Source organism: Paraburkholderia haematera (assembly GCF_905220975.1).
GTDB lineage: Bacteria > Pseudomonadota > Gammaproteobacteria > Burkholderiales > Burkholderiaceae > Paraburkholderia > Paraburkholderia haematera.
On record NZ_CAJNBK010000007.1, the window covers coordinates 108,610 to 129,285 of the forward strand.

At 60.9% G+C, this 20,676-nt stretch carries 12 protein-coding genes and 1 pseudogene; 8 read left to right on the forward strand and 5 right to left on the reverse strand.

Annotated elements, in window-relative coordinates; genetic code table 11:
- Nucleotides 1-25 precede the first annotated feature (25 nt).
- The 4 genes and pseudogenes from KHO23_RS15240 (at nt 26) to KHO23_RS15255 (ending at nt 6,575) form a co-directional block, all read left to right on the forward strand.
- Nucleotides 26-4,231, forward strand: a complete 4,206-nt coding sequence (locus tag KHO23_RS15240; protein ID WP_211612049.1) for a bifunctional nitrate reductase/sulfite reductase flavoprotein subunit alpha — start codon at nt 26-28, stop codon at nt 4,229-4,231.
- Between the two features lie 204 nt (nt 4,232-4,435).
- The gene (locus KHO23_RS15245) at nt 4,436-5,803 is read left to right on the forward strand and encodes an MFS transporter (RefSeq protein ID WP_211612050.1); all 1,368 of its coding nucleotides are present in this window, start codon (nt 4,436-4,438) and stop codon (nt 5,801-5,803) included.
- 78 nt (nt 5,804-5,881) lie between these two features.
- Nucleotides 5,882-6,223: pseudogene (locus KHO23_RS15250) on the forward strand (SRPBCC family protein); the annotation flags it as partial.
- The gene (locus KHO23_RS15255) at nt 6,207-6,575 is read left to right on the forward strand and encodes an ArsR/SmtB family transcription factor (protein ID WP_211612051.1); all 369 of its coding nucleotides are present in this window, start codon (nt 6,207-6,209) and stop codon (nt 6,573-6,575) included. The pseudogene KHO23_RS15250 and the gene KHO23_RS15255, both read left to right, overlap by 17 nt.
- 39 nt (nt 6,576-6,614) lie before the next feature.
- Here KHO23_RS15255 and KHO23_RS15260 read toward each other — a convergent pair whose 3' ends face one another.
- Nucleotides 6,615-7,772: a porin gene (locus KHO23_RS15260; protein ID WP_211612052.1), complete on the reverse strand. Its 1,158-nt coding sequence runs from the start codon at nt 7,770-7,772 to the stop codon at nt 6,615-6,617.
- A gap of 284 nt (nt 7,773-8,056) precedes the next feature.
- Between KHO23_RS15260 and aldA the strand changes: the two genes are divergently transcribed.
- From aldA to KHO23_RS15280, 4 genes are all read left to right on the forward strand, one after another.
- The gene (gene aldA, locus KHO23_RS15265; protein ID WP_211612053.1) at nt 8,057-9,481 is read left to right on the forward strand and encodes an aldehyde dehydrogenase; all 1,425 of its coding nucleotides are present in this window, start codon (nt 8,057-8,059) and stop codon (nt 9,479-9,481) included.
- A 150-nt stretch (nt 9,482-9,631) separates the two neighbouring features.
- Nucleotides 9,632-10,954 carry an MFS transporter gene (locus KHO23_RS15270; RefSeq protein ID WP_211612054.1) on the forward strand — a complete coding sequence of 441 codons (1,323 nt, stop codon included), beginning with the start codon at nt 9,632-9,634 and terminating at the stop codon, nt 10,952-10,954.
- Nucleotides 10,955-12,172 carry a mandelate racemase/muconate lactonizing enzyme family protein gene (locus KHO23_RS15275; protein WP_211612055.1) on the forward strand — a complete coding sequence of 406 codons (1,218 nt, stop codon included), beginning with the start codon at nt 10,955-10,957 and terminating at the stop codon, nt 12,170-12,172.
- 88 nt (nt 12,173-12,260) lie between these two features.
- A complete protein-coding gene (locus KHO23_RS15280; protein WP_211612056.1) occupies nt 12,261-13,922 on the forward strand; it encodes a GMC family oxidoreductase in 1,662 nt (553 codons plus the stop codon).
- A 98-nt stretch (nt 13,923-14,020) separates the two neighbouring features.
- Here KHO23_RS15280 and KHO23_RS15285 read toward each other — a convergent pair whose 3' ends face one another.
- From KHO23_RS15285 to KHO23_RS15300, 4 genes are all read right to left on the reverse strand, one after another.
- A complete protein-coding gene (locus tag KHO23_RS15285; RefSeq protein WP_211612207.1) occupies nt 14,021-14,947 on the reverse strand; it encodes a LysR substrate-binding domain-containing protein in 927 nt (308 codons plus the stop codon).
- A 775-nt stretch (nt 14,948-15,722) separates the two neighbouring features.
- Complete coding sequence (gene styD, locus KHO23_RS15290) at nt 15,723-17,204, reverse strand: phenylacetaldehyde dehydrogenase StyD (protein ID WP_211612057.1); 1,482 nt, start codon at nt 17,202-17,204, stop codon at nt 15,723-15,725.
- 179 nt (nt 17,205-17,383) lie between these two features.
- Nucleotides 17,384-18,610, reverse strand: a complete 1,227-nt coding sequence (locus KHO23_RS15295; RefSeq protein ID WP_211612058.1) for a hypothetical protein — start codon at nt 18,608-18,610, stop codon at nt 17,384-17,386.
- On the reverse strand, nt 18,591-20,576 hold the full coding sequence (locus tag KHO23_RS15300) for a primary-amine oxidase (RefSeq protein WP_211612059.1): 1,986 nt from the start codon (nt 20,574-20,576) through the stop codon (nt 18,591-18,593). The genes KHO23_RS15295 and KHO23_RS15300 overlap by 20 nt, the downstream gene beginning before the upstream one ends.
- Between the last annotated feature and the right edge of the window lie 100 nt (nt 20,577-20,676).

The following is a 20,676-nucleotide window of genomic DNA, read 5'->3' on the forward strand; positions in this document are numbered from 1 at the left end:
ACATCTTCGAACGAAGTCGCCTGCCATGTCCTCGAATAGCGTAAAAACGGTGTGCCCCTACTGCGGCGTCGGCTGCGGAATGGTGCTGCACGTCGAGGACGGGCAGGTCGTGAAAATCTCAGGCGACAAGGAGCATCCGGCCAACTTCGGACGACTCTGCACGAAGGGCCAATCGGCGCATGTCGCGTTGCGCAAATCAGGCCGTCTCGAAAGCGCGTTCGTGCGTCATGCGCGCGACCAGGATCCGGTGCCGCTGCCAATGGCGCAGGCGATCAGCGACACGGCCGCGCGTTTGCGCGGCCTGCTCGACGCACATGGACCGGACGCGCTGTCGTTCTACGTGTCCGGGCAGATGTCGATCGAGGCGCAGTACCTCGTCAACAAGCTCGCCAAGGGTTTTGTCGGCACCAACAATATCGAATCGAATTCGCGTCTTTGCATGGCGAGCGCGGGCAGCGGCTACAAGCTCTCGCTCGGCGCGGACGGCCCGCCGGGATCGTACGACGACATCGATCATGCCGATCTGTTCTTCGTGATCGGCGCGAATATGGCCGACTGTCACCCGATTCTGTTCCTGCGGATGATGGACCGCGTGAAGGCCGGCGCGAAACTGATCGTGGTCGATCCGCGCCGCAATACGACCGCCGATAAGGCCGATCTCTTTCTGCAGATCAAGCCCGGCACCGATCTCGCATTGCTCAACGGCCTGCTGCATCTTCTGCACCAGAACGGCCATACGGATGCGTCTTTTATCGCGGACTTCACGGAGGGCTGGGACGCGATGCCCGCTTTCCTCGCGGACTATACGCCGGAGAAAGTGTCGGCGATTACGGGTCTTTCTGTAGAAGACATCCGCCGTGCCGCGCACATGATCGGCGCCGCGCCGGAGTGGATCAGCTGCTGGACCATGGGCCTGAATCAGAGCACGCATGGCACGTGGCACACGAACGCGATCTGTAATCTGCATCTGGCGACGGGCAAGATCTGCCGACGCGGCAGCGGACCGTTCTCGCTGACCGGCCAACCCAATGCAATGGGTGGCCGTGAAATGGGCTACATGGGGCCGGGTTTGCCGGGCCAGCGTTCGGTGCTGGTCGAAGACGACCGCGTGTTTATCGAAGACCTGTGGGGCATTCCGCAGGGCGCGCTGAAAACAGCCGTCGGCAACGGCACGATCGATATGTTCAACCGCATGGCCGCGGGCGAGATCAAGGCGTGCTGGATCATCTGCACGAATCCGGTGGCGAGCGTCGCGAACCGACAGAACGCGATCGCCGGATTGCGCGCGGCTGAGCTCGTGATTTCACAGGATGCGTTCCTCGATACCGAGACCAACCGTTACGCCGACGTGCTGTTGCCCGGGGCGCTGTGGGCCGAGGCCGAAGGCGTGATGATCAACTCCGAGCGCAATCTGACGCTGATGCAAAAGGGCATCGAGCCGCCAGGCGCTGCGCTGCCGGACTGGCAGATTATCGCGCGAGTCGCGTGTGAAATGGGTTTCGCCGATGCCTTCACCTACGCGAGCGCCGAAGAAGTTTTCGCGGAAATCACCCGCGTGTCGAATCCTAAAACCGGCTACGACCTGCGCGGTGCGAGCCATCGCCGGCTGAAGGAAACGCCGTTGCAATGGCCGCTTGCTTCTAACGACGCTGCCGACCGCAATCCAATTCGCTACGTCAACGACGGCGTCAGCCAGACGCTGAAGGAACGGCCCGACGGCAGCCGTCCGCGGTTCGTGTTTCCGACTGCAAGCGGAAAAGCCGTGTTCTTCGCGCGTGCTTTTTCAGCGCCGGCCGAATTGCCCGATCGGGAGTTTCCGATCGTCCTGAATACGGGACGATTGCAGCATCAATGGCACACCATGACCAAAACCGGCAAGGTCGCGATGCTCAACAAGCTGAACCCGGGCCCGTTCGTCGAGATTCATCCCGAAGACGCGGCCACGCTCGGCATCAAGGCCCGCGATCCGGTCGAGATCCGCTCGCGGCGCGGACGTGCCGTGCTGCCGGCGGTCGTGACTGAACGCGTGCAAGCAGGGAACTGCTTCGCGCCGATGCACTGGAACGACGTCTTCGGCGATGACTTGTGTATCAACGCAGTCACCAGCGATTCAATCGATCCGGTCTCGCAGCAACCCGAACTCAAGTTCTGTGCGGTCGCGCTGAGCCCGGTTGCGCTCGACGCCATCGCGCCGGCTTCGAATGCGGACGACGGGACGCGTATCGAAGCGCCTGCCGTTGGAGCCGACGCGGCGACAACAGCAAGCGCTATATCGACGAACACCAAGGATCTGGACATGCCCCGCATCAATGCACTGACTAGCCTGTTGCAGCTTCCACAGGCACCCGCGCCTTCGTTCACGGAAACCGAGCGGGCCTATCTGGGTGGTTTCGTCAGCGGCCTGCGTTCGGCAGAAGGACAGGGTATCGATAGCGTGCCGGTGCTCCCGGCCGGCGCGCCGTTCGATCCGGCGAACCGCCTGTACGTGGACGGTTTGCTGGCCGGACTCTATAGCCGCAGCGCAACCCTGGCGGCCGTGCCGGCAGGTGCGCTTGTCACACCGCATTCCGACGCGGCACATGCATCCGGTGTGCGCATCTTGCGCGTGCGCCCCAAAGTAACCTTGCTGTGGGCCTCGCAAACCGGCAACACCGAATCGCTGACCGAACGTTATGCCACGCGTTTGATGGAGTCGGGCTTCGAAATCCGCACATCGTGCATGGCGGACTATCAGGCTTCGGCACTCGCGAAAGCGCAATACGTGCTGCTGATGTCGAGCACTTTCGGCGACGGCGATCCGCCCGATAACGCGCAAAGTTTCTGGTCGCAACTGAGCAGCGACGCAGCGCCTCGTGTCGACAGCCTGCGCTACGCGGTGCTCGCGCTGGGCGATCGCAACTACGATCAATTTTGCGGCCACGGCCGCCGCCTCGATGAACGTCTCGCAGCACTTGGCGCGATGCGTTTGATGGATCGCGTCGACTGTGACAGCGAGTATCAGGAGGATGCCGACGCGTGGCTCGAAAGCATCATCGTGCGCATCAAGGAAGAAGATGCGGCGCTGCATGCGGTGCCGCCGGGCGGCATGATCAACGCCGTGGTGCCTGGCGCCGTGCCGACCAAGACGCGTCCGGCCGCATCGCGGCTCGTGAGAAACCTGCAGTTGAACAAGCAGGGCACTGCAAAGGACACGCGCTACTTTTCCTTGAGTACTGGCGACTCGGGCCTCGAATACGAAGCCGGCGATGCGCTCGGCGTATGGCCAAGCAATTGTCCGGAACTGGTCGACGAACTGATCAGCCTGAGCGGCTTGGGCGCCGACGCCTCGGTTAGCGTGTCCGGTGCGGGCGAAATGCCCCTCGCCGACGCGCTCACCAGGCACTACGAGATCGCTCGCCCGAGTCCCGACGCGCTCGCGTTCATTGCCGCACGCAGCAGCAACGGCGCACTGCGCGATCTGCTTGGCGCAGAACGCAAGGCCGATCTCAAACAATGGTTGTGGGGCCAACAACTCGCCGACGTGCTCCACGAATTTCCCGTCAACCTGACGGCAGCGGAATTGACCGGCATGCTCAAGCGCCTGCAACCGCGTTTGTACTCGATTGCATCGAGCCCGAAAGCGCATCCCGGCGAAGTTCATCTGACGGTTTCCGCGGTTCGCTACAGCAATGGCCGCCGCAATCGCAAGGGTGTTTCGTCGACGTTCCTCGCCGACCGCGCCGGCGACGTCAACGTGCCGGTATTCGTGCAGAAGTCCGCACACTTTCGTCCTCCTCACGTTTCGGATACGCCGATCATCATGGTCGGTCCGGGCACCGGCGTTGCACCGTTTCGCGGCTTTCTGCACGAGCGCCGTGCACGCGGTGACAAGGGGCGCAATTGGCTGTTCTTCGGCGAACAACACGCGGCCACGGATTTCTACTACCGCGACGAACTTGAGGCGATGCGGGACAGCGGTGTGCTGACCCGGCTCGATGTCGCTTTCTCGCGCGATCAAAAGGAAAAGATCTATGTGCAGGACCGCATGCGCGAGCAGGGTGCACAACTGTGGGCGTGGCTCGAAGAAGGTGCGCATTTCTACGTCTGTGGCGACGCAAACCGGATGGCAAAAGACGTCGACGCGACACTCAGGCACGTGGTTGCCCGGCACGGTGGCATGAACGAAGAAAAGGCTACCGAGTATGTGAACCGTTTAGCGCAGGAAAAGCGCTATGCACGCGACGTTTATTGATTTTTAGAGCGGCCGCTATCGTCGCGACAACACGCTTTCAGAGAGTACGCAGTCAAGCTTGAAAAGAAGAGACCGGATGGCATGAAGGTTGCATGTTATTTCCGGTATTCAACATCATGACCATTCCGGTTCGCAGTGTTCCGGCGCAAGGTGTCAGCGCCGCGCACCAGGTTAGCAAACAATCAGCATATTTGAGGATGCCTAATGAAAAACGTGATGAGCTCACTAAAGAGTGGAGACTGGCGCGCGCTGGTGGCGTGTTTTCTCTATTTCGACACCGGCTTCACTGTCTGGGTGTTGTACGGGCCGCTCGCGCCGTTCATCAGCAAGACCATCGCAATGACACCTGCGCAGCAAGGTTTGCTGGTCGCCGTGCCGGTGCTGTCGGCGGCGATCCTGCGTGTCACGCTCGGCAACCTCTATCAATCGGCGCATGGCAAGCGCATCGCGCTGATGGGCGTGTTGCTCTCGGCGGTGCCGACGATCGTGCTGCCGCTGTTGCCGTTCGTGCCGTCGTACACCTTGCTGCTGGTGCTCGGCGTGTTCCTCGGCGTGGGCGGTGCGAGTTTCGCGGTGGCGCTGCCGATGGCCGGCAGCAATTACCCGCCGAAAGTGCAAGGCCTGGTGCTGGGTCTTGCCGCGGCTGGCAACATCGGCGCGGTGCTCGACGGTTTCCTGTTCCCGCAACTGGCGACCCACTACGGGTGGCAAATGGCGACCGCCGGCGCGCTGCCGTTGCTCGCCATCGCTGCGATCACGCTGTACTTCTGGGCCAACGATTCCGGTATCAAATCGGGCAGCGTGCTGCGCGCGTTCGGTAGCTTTGCGGTCACGCTCGTCGGTTTGATCGTGCTCGTGCTGCTGGTTGAAGCGGGTCTGTTCGGTTCGGGCAAGACTGGTGTGCTGCTGCTGCCGGTGATCGGTGCGCTGCTGGCGATCGCGGTGCTGCCCAAGCGCTATCGCTCGGTGCTGGCCGAGCGCGACACGTGGGTGATCATGCTCGTATACAGCATCACCTTCGGTGGCTTTGTCGGCATGTCGTCGTATGTTTCGCTGCTACTGACCAACCTCTATCAGCTGTCGAAGATCGACGCGGGTCTGTTCATGGCGCTGCTTGCCGCGACCGGCGCGATGGTGCGGCCGCTCGGTGGCCTGATTGCCGACAAGGTGTCCGGCGTGCGCGCGCTGACCTTCCTGCTCGCGATTATCTCGGTGTGTGACCTCGTTTTCGCCGCCGCAATGCCGTCATTGGCGGGCGGGATTGCGCTGCTGGTGTGCCTGTACGTGGCCTTCGGCCTGGGTAATGGCGCGACTTTCCAGTTGGTGCCGCATCGTTGGGCCGGCCGCACCGGGCTGATGTCGGGCATTGTCGGCGCCGCGGGCGGCGTCGGCGGCTTTTATCTGCCGGTGGTGATGGGCATGGCGAGGGAAAGCACGGGCAGCTATCAGATGGGTTTTGCGACGTTCGGCGCACTGGCGGCTTGCGCGTTTGTCGCGATCGTTGCGCTGCGTCGTCCGTGGATGGCGTGGTCGATGCACACCGGCGCGATGCACGCGCACGCAACGGAGTAGTGCAATGCCGGCATCCGTGCCGCTGTTCTTCAGTGGGAGAAGAAGGAATCTGCCAAAAAACACCCACGCAAACACCCAGGCAAACAGTTCGTGGCCGGTCAGCCCTTGCAAGGCAACATCACGTATCCGGGCTACGAATATCTCAAGATGGACGTGCTGGTCGAGCGCATCGAGCCGGAACATCTTCTGTCGTTTCGCTGGCATCCGGCCGCGGTGGATGCGTCGGTCGATTACTCGTCCGAGCCGACTACGCTCGTCGTATTCGAATTGACCGAGGTCGGCACGGGCACCTTGCTGCGCGTGGTCGAATCGGGCTTCGATCAGATTCCTGCCGCGCGCCGCGACGAGGCGTTCCGCATGAATAGCGGCGGCTGGGCAGAGCAGATGGTCAACATTGAAAAGCATGTCGCCAAGGGATAGACCGGCTGCCGGTCATGCGCGCGTGAAGGCCGCTGTACTGCAAAGCTCCGCACAGATTTTTGCCGCGCTCGGCGACGAAACGCGCCTGCGTCTGATCGCCCTGTTGTGTGCGGGGAGTGCGTTGTCGATCGCGCAACTCACTGCCGGCACGGAGATGACGCGGCAGTCCGTTACGCAACATTTGCAGGTGCTTGCCAATGTGGGCCTTGTACGCGACGTCAAGGTGGGCCGCGAACGCTTATGGGCGTTCGAGCCGGCGCACCTGGACGAAGCGCGGCGCGCGCTCGAAACGATCTCGCGGCAGTGGGATCAGACGTTGCTGAGGTTGAAGGCGGCGGTGGAGGAGGATTGACGCCGACGGCGCGGCTCCAATCCTCCCGCCCCCCGCCGCTTAGAACTTGTGGCGCAGCGCGACCCGCGCGACAACCTGATTCCCCGTCGACGACGGCGCCTGCACACCCGGAATGAACGCGTTGTCGAGAATCGAGTTGGTTTTGTCGCCCGCGACCTTCTGGTACGCGCCCTGCACATAAACGTCCGTACGCTTCGACAGGTTGTAATCCGCCATCAAACCGACCGAGTGAATCTTCGGCTTCACGCTGCCGGTCGACGCATCGTAGTTCTCCATCGTGTACACATACTGCGCGCCGATAAAGAAGGCCGGCGTGAACTGGTATTTGCCGTTCACTTCGAAGTTCTGGTACTTCAGGGTATTCAACTTGACGCCGGACGCCGCCAGCGGAATGCCGATATAGCCGTTGCCGGTCGGATCCTGATAGTTCGAGTTGGTGTAGGCAAAACCGGCGGTCGCCGAGCCAAACGTGTAGTTGATGCCGCCGCCGAAGACCCGCATGCGCCCGGCAATGAAGCTCGCGTCGTTCGCAGTGATCGCGCCGGTGGACCCCGCGCCCGGATTGTTTGCCTGCAGATACGCGGCCGCAATCAGCAGGCCGCCGTTCGCGTACTGGCCGCCAAAGCTATAGGCGCGGTTGTTCGCGAAGTTCGTGTCGTTGCTGAAGCTGTACACGCCACCGAACTGGAAGCCCGCGATCTCCGGGCTCGCGTACTTCACACTGTTGCCGAGACGGAATGAGTTGTCCGTGTTGTCGTTGTCGTACGGATGCGCAAACAGGTAGCCGGCCCAGTTACCGTTAGCCGTGGTCTGCGCGAGGTAATCGACCACCGAATCGTACTGGCGCCCGAGCGTGACGGTGCCAAACCGGCCGTCGCTCAAGCCCACGTAAGCCTGGCGGCCAAACATGCGGCCGCCCTGGGCGAGGCGCCCGGAACTCACGTCGAAGCCGTTCTCCAACTGGAACACCGCCTTCAGGCCGCCGCCCAGATCTTCCGACCCCTTCATGCCCCAGCGGCTGCCTTGCGCATAGCCGCTAGCCATTTCCCAGACCGCGCCGTGTCCGGCGTTGTTGGTGTAGTCGATGCCTTCGTCGAGCACGCCGTACAGGGTCACGCTGCTTTGCGCGAAGGCGGATGAGGCCGCCAGCGAGGCAAGCGCGGTGAATGCGGCGGCGGCGATGACATTCTTTTTCATTGTGAGCTCCAGACGTCGGTAGTGAGCGGGCCCATGGTCAGAAACGGGGTCCGACCGGCTTCAAAGGCCGCTGCATATTGGCAAAGCCGGGATTTTGCTATTCGAGATGCAATTCGCGTATGGGGCACATCCCTGGATAAACGTGACTTTTTTGAATCTTTGTCCCGCGAATTATTCGCTTGTGGCGGGCGGGTTCCGGGAGAAAAATTCCGTTCATGCACCTTTGGCATGAACGTGATAGCCGAAGGCAATGCGCCACCGCACCAGGCATCTCAGGAGACGACATGCGACTCGATCGGAATTTTGCTAACGGCCGCTTTATCGACGCGGCAAGCGACGAGCTCATCGCCGTCACCAACCCAGCCACGGAGGCGGTGATTGCCCACGTCTCGGGCGCCACCCAGGCCGAGGCCATCGCGGCGGTCGATGCCGCCGCAGCCGCGCAAAAGGGCTGGCGCAAGCTGCCTTCAGCCGAGCGCGCGGTCTATCTGCACAAGCTCGCCGATGCCCTCACCGAATGCGCCCCCGCCATTGGCGCGGCGCTTGCGCTGGAGTCGGGCAAGAGCGTGGCCGACGCCACCAATGAAGCGATCTACGCCGGCCAGATCACCCGCTATCACGCCGAATGGGCGCGCCGCATCGAAGGCGAGGTGATTCCGAGCGACACGCCCGACGAAAACCTCGTGCTGCATCGCGAACCGATCGGCGTGGTCGCGTGCCTGATCCCGTTCAATTACCCGGTCTATACGTTCATGCGCAAGGTGGCGCCCGCGCTGATCGCCGGCAACACCGTGGTGGTGCGCCCGAGCAACAACACGCCGACCTCCGCGTTCGAGATCGCCAAGGCGGTTGAGAAGGCAGGGCTGCCCGCCGGCGTCGTGAACATTCTCGCGATGAACCACGCAACTGCCGAGGCGCTCTGCACGCATCCCAAAGTCGGCATGATCACGCTGACCGGCAGCGTCGGCGCCGGCCGCAAGGTACTCGAATACTGCAAGGCGAACATTGCCAAGCCGTCGCTCGAACTGGGCGGCAAGACGCCCGCCATCATCGAGGCGGATGCCGATCTGGAGAAGGCCGCGCGCGATCTGGTCGCCTCCAAGACCACCCACTGCGGGCAGCTTTGCACGGCGATCGAACGCGTCTACGTGCAGGAAAGCGTGCATGACCGGTTCGTCGCGCTGCTGAAGAAGCATATGAGCGCGGTGGAAAGCGGCGATCGCAGCGAACAGCCGTCGGTGATGGGGCCGCTCGTCAACGAGGCGTCGCGCCAGTCGATTCACGGCATGGTCGAGCGCGCTATTGCGGCGGGCGCCACGCTCGAAACTGGCGGCAGGCTGCCGCAAGGCAAGGGCTCTTTCTATCCGGCCACGTTGCTGTCGAACTGCCGTCAGGACATGGAAATCATCCAGGAAGAAACCTTCGGTCCGATCATGCCGGTCGTCAAATACCGCACGCTCGACGAAGCGCTGGAGATGGCCAACGACCATCAATTTGGTTTGTCGTCGGTGCTCTATACCGAGAACTACCGCAGCGCGATGAAGATCGCCAACGGCATCGAGGCAGGCGAGCTGTATGTGAACCGCACGCCGGCCGATCCGTATCAAGGTTTCCACGCGGGCTGGAAACGCTCGGGTCTCGGCGGCGACGATGGCAAGCACGGCATGCTCGAATTCACGCAGACCCGTCTTGTGGTCATGAAGTACTGAAGCAGAAAACGGCGCGCGCCGCTCGAATCGGAGTAGACGGCACGCGTCGCCTTGAAACCCACAGAAACGCAGCGAACCTGCTGCACTAATAAAAAAGTTTGGAGTCCGGCAGACCGGTAAACCGGCGCTGTGTCTCTCAGGAGCGTTTACGTGTCATCTCAATCCGTTCAGACCGCGGCCTCGCTTGCCTCACGCGAAGCGGAAACCGCGCTGCAAAACAGCAAGACTCAACGCTACGTCCAGCTCATGTTGCTCGTGGTGGCGGCCGGCGCGATTTACCCGATTCTGTATCTGCGGCAGGTTTATCAGCCGACGATGCTCGAAGTGTTCCACATTACCGATAGTCAGCTTGGCTATCTGTATTCGTCGCTCGGCACGATCTTTCTGCTGAGCTACCTGCCGAGCGGCTGGCTCGCCGACCGGATCGCGCCGCGCCTGTTGATCTGCTTTTCGTTGATTGCAACCGGTGTGCTCGGCCTGTGGTATTCCACCGCGCCGTCGTTCCAGATGCTGATGCTGATCTTCGGCGGCTGGGGTTTGACGACCGGTTTGACCTTCTGGGCCGCCGTTATCAAGCGTGTGACGATGATCGCCGGCACGCACGAGCAGGGCCGCTTCTTCGGTTTGCTCGACGGCGGACGCGGCTTGATCGAAGCCATGCTTGCAACCGTCGCGATCACGCTATTCGCGTGGTTCACGCAGACCAAAGGCGAGCCGGTTGCGGCCGGCTTCAAGCTGGTCGTCTACATGTACGCCTTTCTGTGCATTGCGCTCGGCGTGATACTCGCGCTGGTCAAAGATCCGCAAGGCGCTCAGGACGCCGCCGCGAACCGTGCCACACGCAAACGCAGAAACGTGCTGGTCGATCTGAAAACGCTCGCGTCGATTCCCGAGTTGTGGCTGGTCGCGGCCATCGTGTTCTGCGGTTATCAGGTGTTCTGGGCGACGTACAGTTTCTCCGCCTACCTGCATGAAGGTGAGATCGGTTTGACGGTGGTGATGGCCGGCACGATTACCACGCTCAAGCTGTGGATGCGGCCGATCGGCGGCATCGGCGGCGGCTTTCTCGGCGACCGTTATTCCAAGGTCTCGGTGCTGGTAATCGCGCTCTTCCTCGCCGCACTGTCGCTGCTGGGCCTGATGGCGGCGCCGCGTATCTCGAGCCACGTGCTGCTGGTGTTCCTCGTGCTTTTCATCGGCATTCTGACTTACGCGATTCGCGGTCTGTACTGGTCGCTCCTGGATCGCTGCAATATCCCAGTCGAAACAATGGGCCTCGCCATCGGCCTGATCTCCGTACTCGGTTATTCGCCCGACGTGTTCCTGCCGTTGATCAACGGCTATCTGACGCAGAACTTCCCGGGCGTTTTCGGTTACCAGCTTTACTTCGGCTATGTGGCCGGAATGGCGGCGCTCGGCGGCTTTGCCGGCTTGGCGCTGAGAAACATGCTTAATAAGAAAGGGGTTGCGTAAATGAAAGTCGTCTCGCTCGAAACGCATATCGTCGCCGTACCGCCGCCGCACGTGGGCGGCATGTACTGGATCTTCGTCAAGCTCAAGACCGATTGCGGTATTGAAGGCGTCGGCGAAATCTATTCGGCGACGTTCCATCCGAAGGCGATGACGCACATCATCGACGACGTATTCGGCCGATATCTGCTGGATAAAGATCCGCACCATATCGAACGGCTCTGGCGCGAAGCGTATTCGAGCGGTTTCACGCAACGTCCCGACCTGACGATGATGGGCGTGGTCAGCGGGCTGGAAATGGCGTGCTGGGACATCATCGGCAAGGCGGCGAACAAGCCGGTGTACGAGCTGCTCGGCGGTATGGTGAACCAGCGCCTGCGCTCCTATACGTACTTGTATCCGAAGAACAGCAAAGGCGAATACGACTACGACGATCCCGATCTCGCCGCCGAATGCGCCGTTGAAAATGTAAAGCGGGGTTTCACCGCGGTGAAGTTCGATCCGGCAGGGCCGTACACGGCTTACTCGGGTCATCAACTGTCGATGGAAGTGCTCGACCGTTGCGAGACTTTCTGCCGCCGCGTGCGCGAAGCGGTCGGCAGCAAGGCCGATCTGCTGTTCGGCACGCATGGGCAGATGGTGCCGTCGTCGGCCATCCGGCTTGCCAAACGGCTGGAGAAATACGATCCGCTGTGGTTCGAAGAACCGGTGCCGCCGGGCCAGGAGGGCGCGATGGCGCAAGTCGCGCAGCACACGAGTATTCCGATTGCCGCGGGCGAACGCCTGACCACCAAGTATGAATTCTTCAAGCTGCTTGAAGCGGGCGCGGCATCGATTCTGCAACTGAACGTGGCACGTGTGGGCGGACTGCTCGAAGCGAAGAAAGTCGCGTCGATCGCCGAGGTTTACTACGCGCAGATCGCACCGCACCTGTACAACGGGCCGATCGGCGCGGCTGCCAGCATTCAGCTCGCCGCCTGCACGCCGAACTTCCTGATTCAGGAAAGCATCGGCACCTGGGACGGTTTTCATGCGGCGGTATTGAAGAAGCCGATTCAATGGGAAGACGGCTACATCATTCCTTCGCAGGAACCGGGCCTGGGCGTGGAGTTGAACATGGACGTCGTCCGGCAGCACACGCCTTACACCGGCGAGCGGCTGCATCTGCAAATGGCGGCTCGTCCCGCCGACGTGAAAGACCTGGCGCCGGCCAAGGGTTGAATCTGGATTGAACCTGCCGGATTCGACCTGGCGGGTTCAACCAGTTTCTCGCATTCAATGGATTGGGCGCCGTTTGGCGATATAGAGCATGAACTACGATTACATCATCGTCGGCGCGGGTTCGGCGGGCTGCATTCTCGCCAATCGCCTTTCGGCGTCGGGCCAATATTCGGTACTGTTGCTCGAAGCGGGCGGCAAGGACAGCTCGTTCTGGTTCAAGGTCCCGGTGGGTTTCACCAAGACGTACTACAACGAAACCTATAACTGGATGTATTACAGCGAGCCCGAAAAAGAACTCGACAACCGGCCGATCTATTGCCCGCGGGGCAAGGTGCAGGGCGGCTCCGGCTCGATCAACGCGATGATCTATGTGCGCGGCCAGCCGCATGATTTTGACGACTGGGCCGCGGCGGGCAACCCGGGCTGGGCATTCCGCGACGTGTTGCCGTATTTTCGCAAGCTCGAATCGCACCCGCTCGGCGACACCGAATATCACGGCGCGGACGGCCCGATTCGCATCTCGCCGATGAAGGATGATGTCCATCCGATCTGCCACGTGTTCCTGAAAGGCTGCGATCAGGCCGGCTACAAGCGCAGCGACGACTTTAACGGTGCACGATTCGAAGGCGCGGGCATCTACGACGTGAGTACGCGTAACGGGCGGCGTTCGTCGAGCAGTTTTGAGTACCTGCATCCGGTGCTGACGCGCAAGAACCTGACAGTCGAGCGCGAAGTGCTGGCAAGCCGCGTGCTATTCGACGGCAACCAGCGGGCCATTGGCGTGAGCGTGACGCAGAACGGCGCTACACGGCAATTCATGGCGAACCGTGAGGTGATCCTGTCAGCGGGCGCGGTCGATTCGCCCAAGCTGTTGCAACTCTCGGGTGTCGGTGATAGCGCATTGCTGGCGAAGCATCGCATCGCCATGGTGAAGGAACTGCCCGCTGTGGGGCAGAATCTGCAGGACCATCTGTGCGTGAGCTTCTACTATCGCGCGAACGTGAAAACACTGAACGACGAGATGCGGCCCTTGCTTGGCAAGCTCAAGCTCGGTTTGCAGTATCTGCTGACGCGCAAGGGGCCGCTCGCGATGAGCGTGAACCAGTCGGGCGGGTTCTTCAAAGGTAATGACGAGGAAGTGCAGCCGAATCTGCAGTTGTACTTCAATCCGCTGTCGTACCGGATTCCGAAGAGCAACAAGGCGAGTCTCGAACCCGAGCCGTATTCAGGCTTCCTGCTGGCATTCAACCCGTGTCGCCCGACAAGCCGCGGGTCGATCGAGATTGCGTCGAACCGTGTGGAAGACGCGGCGAAAATCCGCATCAATGCGTTGACCACGGAGAAGGACATCGACGAAGTGATCCAGGGTTGCGAACTGGTGCGTAAGGTGATGGCTTCGCCCGCGTTGAAAGAGATTACGATCGAGGAAATTTCGCCAGGACCGCAGGTGAACACGCGCGAAGGTTTCCTGCAGTATTTCCGTGAGCAATCGGGTTCGATCTATCACCTGTGCGGCTCGTGCGCGATGGGTGACGACCCGCGCACTTCGGTGGTCGACGCGCGTTTGCGGGTACACGGAGTGTCCGGCTTGCGCGTGGTCGATGCGTCGATCTTCCCGAACATCACTTCCGGCAATATCAATGCGCCGACGATGATGGTGGCGGAGAAGGGCGCTGAGATGATTCTCATGGACGCCGCCACGGAGGCCGCCTTTAAAGCCGATGCGGCAGAGTTCTCTGCTGCGGCTTGAAGCTGGTCGGTAAAGCTTCACCGTCGTCAATAAACCGCGCCGATGCGATGCCGTCGACGCGGTTTATTCTCATTTTTCTCATGTCGGCTTTGACGCGCTCAAGCTGACGGCACCGACTCCGACGAATCGAGCGCCCGCTCGGTCAACCAGATTTCCTGTTGCAGCCAGTCGCGGAACAACGCGACGTGCGGCAGCTCGTCCTGTTCCGCGCGCGTGACGAGCCAGTACGACTGATGTCCGTCGACGTGCACGTTCAGCACCTGCACGAGCTGGCCTTCCGCGAGTTCGCGGCCGATCATGTGGCGATCGGCAATCGTCACGCCAAGGCCGTCGATGGCTGCGCGGATTGCGTGATCGAGCAGGTCGAATTCGTAGCCGCCACGGGTGTCGACGTTTTCAATCCCGGCGGCCTTTAACCAATGCTGCCAGGTCAGATAGCGCTGATCGGCGCTCGCGAGCACGTGCAGCAGGGTGAACTGATTCAGGTCGATGGCCCCACGGCCGGCCTGGCGCGCGAGCAACGCGGGCGCGCAGACGGCGATATGCCGTTCGTTCATCAGTAGGCGGTTGTCGAAGCCCTCCCACTCGCCGTTGCCGAAGCGGATGGCGCAGTCGAGCACGCCCGATTCGGCGAGATTGTCGTCGACCCGGGTGGACAGGCTGAGTTCGAGATGGGGATGGGCGTCACGCAGGCGTCCGAGACGCGGCATCAGCCAGCGGCTCGTGAAGGTGGGTGGTGCGTTGATACGCAGGCGATTGCGGTGGGTTTTCTCTTGCAGGCTGCGCACCGTGAGTTCGATGCGGTCGAATGATTGTTGCAGCGCTTGCAGGAGGATGCGGCCGGCGGCCGAGAGCTCCAGATGGTGATGGTGACGCTGGAGCAAGGTCTCGCCGAGTTGGGCTTCGAGTTGCCGGACCTGGCGGCTTACCGCGCTTTGCGTGACGTTGAGCAACTCCGCTGCGCGGGTGAAGCTGCCGGTGCGGCCGGCGACTTCGAAGGCTTTCAGCGCGTTCAGCGCGGGCATTTTGCGTTTCAAGATCGGAGACCTGAGGGGAGGCTGGTGCGCGGCGGCGCGGGTGGTGGGTATTTTAGCTGGTTGTTCGTCTCTTTCCTTGATCTGGAATCTTTGGCCTTTCCTTGATTTGTTAGTGGTCTATTAGCGTTGCCCCTGTGCGGGGCGGCACTCACTTCTCTTTGCCTGCCGCAAAGAGAAGTAAGCAAGAGAAAGCGGCTCAAACCGCTAACTCTTAAGCGGGTCCCCTGGCTTGGAGGAGGCAGTGGTGCATCTGGAATCCGTGCCCTCGCACACTCCGCGTTAGTGACTAAGGGCTCATCAGCGCCCACTCCACACTGCGTGCGTCGCGGATGGGTATGCGTGGGAAACCAGGGGCTTCGTTCACGCGTGGCGGGGGGGGGCCATCGGCTTCGCCTCGACGATGCGCTGAATGCGCGAACACCACGAGGTTTAAGGGCTACCGCCTGCTTGAAAAAATAGCGGAGGTTTTTCGAATTACCTTTCGGCGCGCGCAGCGCCGCCGGAAGTATGACGGCCTTGTCACCAGGGCTAAATGTGCGAGAGCACAGATTCCAGATGCGCCACTACCTCCTCCAAGCCAGGGGACCCGCTTATGAGCTGGCGGTGTGAGCCGCTTTCTTTTGCCTACTTTTCTTTGCGGCAGGCAAAGAAAAGTAGGTGCCGCCCCGCACAGGGGCAACGCTAATAAACCAATAAGAATTCAAGGAAAGGCCAAAGCTGTAAGCGCACAGACTAACCGCGCCGAGCAGGCAAAAAACCCACATCAATAAGCAATACAAACAGACTTACTTTCAGTATAAGAATCAACAATAACCTTCCCATGTTCACGCCCGATCCCGGACGCCTTAAACCCGCCGAACGGCATAGCAGGATCAACCATATTGTGCGTATTGACCCAAACAGTTCCCGCTTCAAGCCCATCAACCAACCGCAGTGCCTTATCGAGCTGATTAGTCCAGACACTCGCGCCAAGACCATATTCCGACGCATTGGCCTGCGCCAGCACTTCATCGATATCGTCATAAGGCATAGCCACAAGCACCGGCCCGAACACCTCCTCCCTGACAACAGAAAGCGGCTTGCATGCGCGATTGGCAATCACCGTCGGCCGAACAAAAAAACCATCCGCATCAACGGCCGCATCGCGCGACAGAATCTCGCCACCTTCCAGCTTGCCGTGCGCAATCATGCCCATGACCTTGTCGCGGTGCCGCGCGGAGACCATGGGTCCCATCTGCGTCGCGGCATCGAAACCCGAACCCAATGTAATGCCGTCGGCGACCGCCGCAATGCCTTGCACGACTTCGTCATAGATCGATCGCGCAACGTACAGGCGCGAACCCGCGGTGCAGACCTGCCCATGGTTGAAGAAAATCGCCCCTGCCGCGCCTTCAATCGCTTTCTTCGGATCGCAATCGTCCAGCACGATCACAGGGCTTTTACCGCCCAGCTCCAGCGACGCCCGTTTCAGATCGTCAGCACACTGGCGGCCAATGATGCGGCCCACTTCGGTCGATCCCGTGAAAGTGACTTTGTTCACCAGAGGATGCTTGACCAACGCCGCGCCGGCTGTTTCGCCCCGGCCGGTCACGACGTTGAATACGCCAGGCGGGAAGCCTGCTTCGTGTGCCAGTTCGGCCAGACGGATCGCTGTTAAAGGGGTTTCTTCGGCCGGCTTCAGCACGACGGTGCATCCGCATGCGAGTGCCGGGGCGATTTTCCAGACCGCCATCAGCAGCGGGAAATTCCACGGGACGATTGCAGCGACGACGCCCACCGGGACGCGTTTCGTCGATGCGTTGTAACGGGTGCCAGGCGGGAAGGGGATCGACAGGTCAAAAGTCGTGCCCTCGATTTTGGTGGCCCAGCCGGCCATGTAGCGCAGCCATTGGACGCTGCCTGATACTTCCAGCATCTTTGAGAAGGCTATTAGTTTTCCCTGGTTTAGGGTTTCTAGTGTGGCTAGCTCGTCAGTGTGTTGTTCGATCAGGTCGGCTAGTTTTAGTAGCAGATGCTCCCGGCTGGCGGGCGGCATTCTGCGCCAGGTGGCTGAGTCGAAGGCCGCTTTTGAAGTTTGGACCGCGTGGTCGATGTCGGTTTCCGATGCGTCTGGGATTTGGGTTAGCTCTTGTCCTGTTGCTGGGTTGTAGATTGGGAAGGTTTTGCCTGCGGCGGCTGGGGTTTTTTCGCCGTTGATGAACATGGTGTGGGGGAGTTGGGGTGTTTGGCTATTTTTTTCGGGCATTTTGTGGCTTCTCCGGGGGGGATTGGTGGGGGTGTTTTTGTTGCTTGCTCTTGGGATGGTGGCCTTTCCTTGCTTTGTTAGTGGTTTATTAGCGTTGCCCCTGTGCGGGGCGGCACCTACTTTTCTTTGCCTGCCGCAAAGAAAAGTAGGCAAAAGAAAGCGGCTCACACCGCAAGCTCTTAAGTGGGGCCCCCGCGCAGTTGCGGTAGCGGTGCATCTGGAATCCGTGCCCTCGCACATTCGGCGTGAGTGACAAGGCACTCATACTTCCCGGCTCGCACTTCGCGCTCGCCGGAAGGGGCTGGCCGGTGGGGGGGATGGGTTGGGTGCTCGAGAATTGCGCTCCTATCGAGCCAATTGGCTGCCAATGTGCCTGCGCATATTACGTTCGCTATCGCGCTTAGCACATACAGCACCATGAAGCCGTCGCCGAAAAAATAGGGTGTCATCGATAACGTTGCTCCCATTACCATCCCGATGTGGTGTGCCACGCCGGGGCAGCCGGCACTCATTGCGCTACGCGATTTGCCTCGCAGTTTCATCAGCGCCGGAATCGTCAGGCAGTCGAGAACCAAAAACATCTTTCCCGCATGGAGCGCTAGCGTCGGACCGTCTACGGCTGCGAGCGCTCCAATCAACACCGCCCGTAGCACGTACAGCACAATCAACGTCCGCTTGATGTTGCCGGACCGGTCAGCGATAAGCGCTACCGCGCAAACAGCACCCACCGAAAATACAATCTGCCACAGCGGTTGCACACCACTCACGCCGCAAATCGCATACAGCTGGAAACGCGCAAGACTGCCGCTCGATAAGCCCGCAAACCATGCGAGCAACATCGTCGAACCGGTCGTTTGCAAGGCACGGGTCGGTCGGTTCGCGTTTTTATTCGCGTCCTTGCTTCGATCGAAATTGTCAGTGAGCAAGGCCGGCGCGCCTGACAGGCGCCACCCGCAAATCAGCAACACGCCTCCCACCAACATAACCAACCCAAATGTCGCGGTGCGATGTTCCAACCCGTTCATGTACGCCGGTACGGCGCCCATCGCGCTCATCGTGGCGATCAGCGTCGCAGCCGTAGCGAGCGTGCCGTGCCCTCGGGATATGCGCGACATCGACAGCGGCACGAGCGCCATCGTTGTCAATGCCAGCGCACTCATCCACAGCGCGTTAACGCGTTGACCCAAGCCGGCTTGCGTCACCAGCGTCGCGGCGCCGCTCATGAGTAGCACGCACGCTGCGCCAATCACGCTCGCAATGAGTCCGCGTGCCGCGCCATCCGCGCTCGTCATCAACATGCGTGCCGAGCCCGCAGCAATCCCGGGACGCACGGATGTCGCATCGGCGACGCGTGCAGCGGCGGGCCGTCCGGCGCGCGTCGTCGGATCAGCGCTTGCAGCAGCCATGATCCGTGGTCTTGCCGTCTTCAACGCTGTTCTGGTCACGCTCGGACGGTAAGTCCATCGTCGGGTTGGCCGAGAAGAAGTTGTTCGGCTTGAGCATGAAGCCGGCGTACTCCACCGGCATCACGGGGAAGTCCTCGGGTTTGCACACGTGCGTGTGACCGAAGCTATGCCACAAGACAATGTCTTCATTCTCAATGTTGCGGTTTGCCTCGATGTAACGCGGCAAGCCGTCACCACCCGCGTGCTGGTTCGGATAGTCGCCGCTCGCGTAACGCTCGGACGGATCGAATGGCGTGACCCACACGTGACGCGTAGCAAAGCCGCCGCGTTGCCGGACCTTCGAGCGCTCGTCGGCCAGCATCAGCGGAGAGTCGTTCACGATCAGCTTGTAGCCAGGATTCGCACCCACGGCGTTTTTCACGTTCGGGTTGGTCACCTTCCAGTAACGTCCCGTGCCGCCGTTCGCCATGCGCGCGGCTTCGCTCTCGGTCCTGAACACGCGCTTCGTGGTGTCGAAGACGTTGCCATACGGATTCGCTTCGCCCATCGGGCGCGGCACGAACTCATGTTCGGTCACGGTGTTGCGTTCACCGTCCACCATCATGTGCATCCGTGCATTGAAGAAGTGCTGGTGGGTCGGGCCGCCCAGGTGCTCCGTGATCATGCCGCCCCACGGATACGTGTCGCCGTCTGCCACAGCCGACGTTTGGACGATGCCGGTCAGCTTGCATTCGAGTTGAATCGTGCCGTCCTGATACAGGTACCAGTAGAAACCGTAGTCGTAGTTGCCGACCGTCGCGAAGAAGGAGATCACAAGGCGTCGCGAGCGGCGCATTTCGAAAACGCCAGTGCGAAACTCATAGTGCTTCCACAAGGTGCCGTAGTCCTCTTCGTGCATGCACACGGCGTTCTTCATCAGAAACGCATTGCCGAAATCGTCTGCGGACGGAATGTCGAAATACCGGATCGTGCCGAGGCAATCGCAACCGAGTTCAAGTTGATTCGCCAGCTTGCCAAGGCCGTATTCGCCAGCATCGAACGCGCTTTTCCAGTAGTGATTCGTGCTCGGGTCGGAGTAGGGTACGCACATTTCCGTCACGCTCGCACGGTAGATGACCGGCCGCGCACTCTTGCCGTCGTCCCATGACAGTTGATGCAATACCAGCCCCTCGCGCGGCGTAAAGCCGACCCGGAAGTTCCAGTTCTGCCAGCTCACGTGCCAGCCGTCGATCTCGAAGCTCGGGCCCTCGGGTTGGCTGATCGACAGCGGTTTGAGTGTGCTGCGCGGCTCGCCGAGACTCGGGGTGTCGTAGTTGTGCTTCGCGCGCGGAATCGGAATGATGCGGCCGTCATCCACCAGTTCAATCACTTTCTTCTCGAGCAGATCGACCACCGCCACCACGCCCTCGATCGGGTGCGCGTAACCGTTGTCGGTCACGTTCTCGCGGTAGTAACTCACGCAACGCACGAGGCGCCGGCCATTCTCGTTTTCGCGGTCGAAACAGCCGGCGGAAAACGGATCGACCTGGACGCGCTCCAGATCCTTTTCCGTGATGCCACGCTTCATGACCGCAACGCGCCATGCGTGGTCGTTCTTGACGATCTGCTCGGCGTTCATGAAGTCTTCGATCATGATCGGCGGCTGACCGTAAGGCTCCTGATCGAACGGCAACACGTTGCGCGAGGCGACTCTTTTCTCTCTCAGGTCCACGTTATATTCAATGGTCGTCCCATTCGTGCGGTCGATCGCCAGAACGAACGCTACGCGAGAAAAATAGTCGCCGGTCTTGAATGCGACCACGTCGGCCTTCGGCGGCTCACGCAATTCGACCATCGGAAACCGGACATGCACGTCGAGTTTTTCGGCGGCCTTCACGAGATCGCAAGCAAGCTGCATTTCGTTTGAACTCAGCGGATCGAGCGGATGAACGGGGGCGTGAGCGGCTTTCGTGGCATTCGTGTTCATAAGGTTCCCGTAAGGAGTGTGCTGGACCGGACCACGTTCCCGCGCGGCTGGAGGAAACGCGGCGAACGCTGAGTCGATGGCAAATCGTAGGAACCCAATA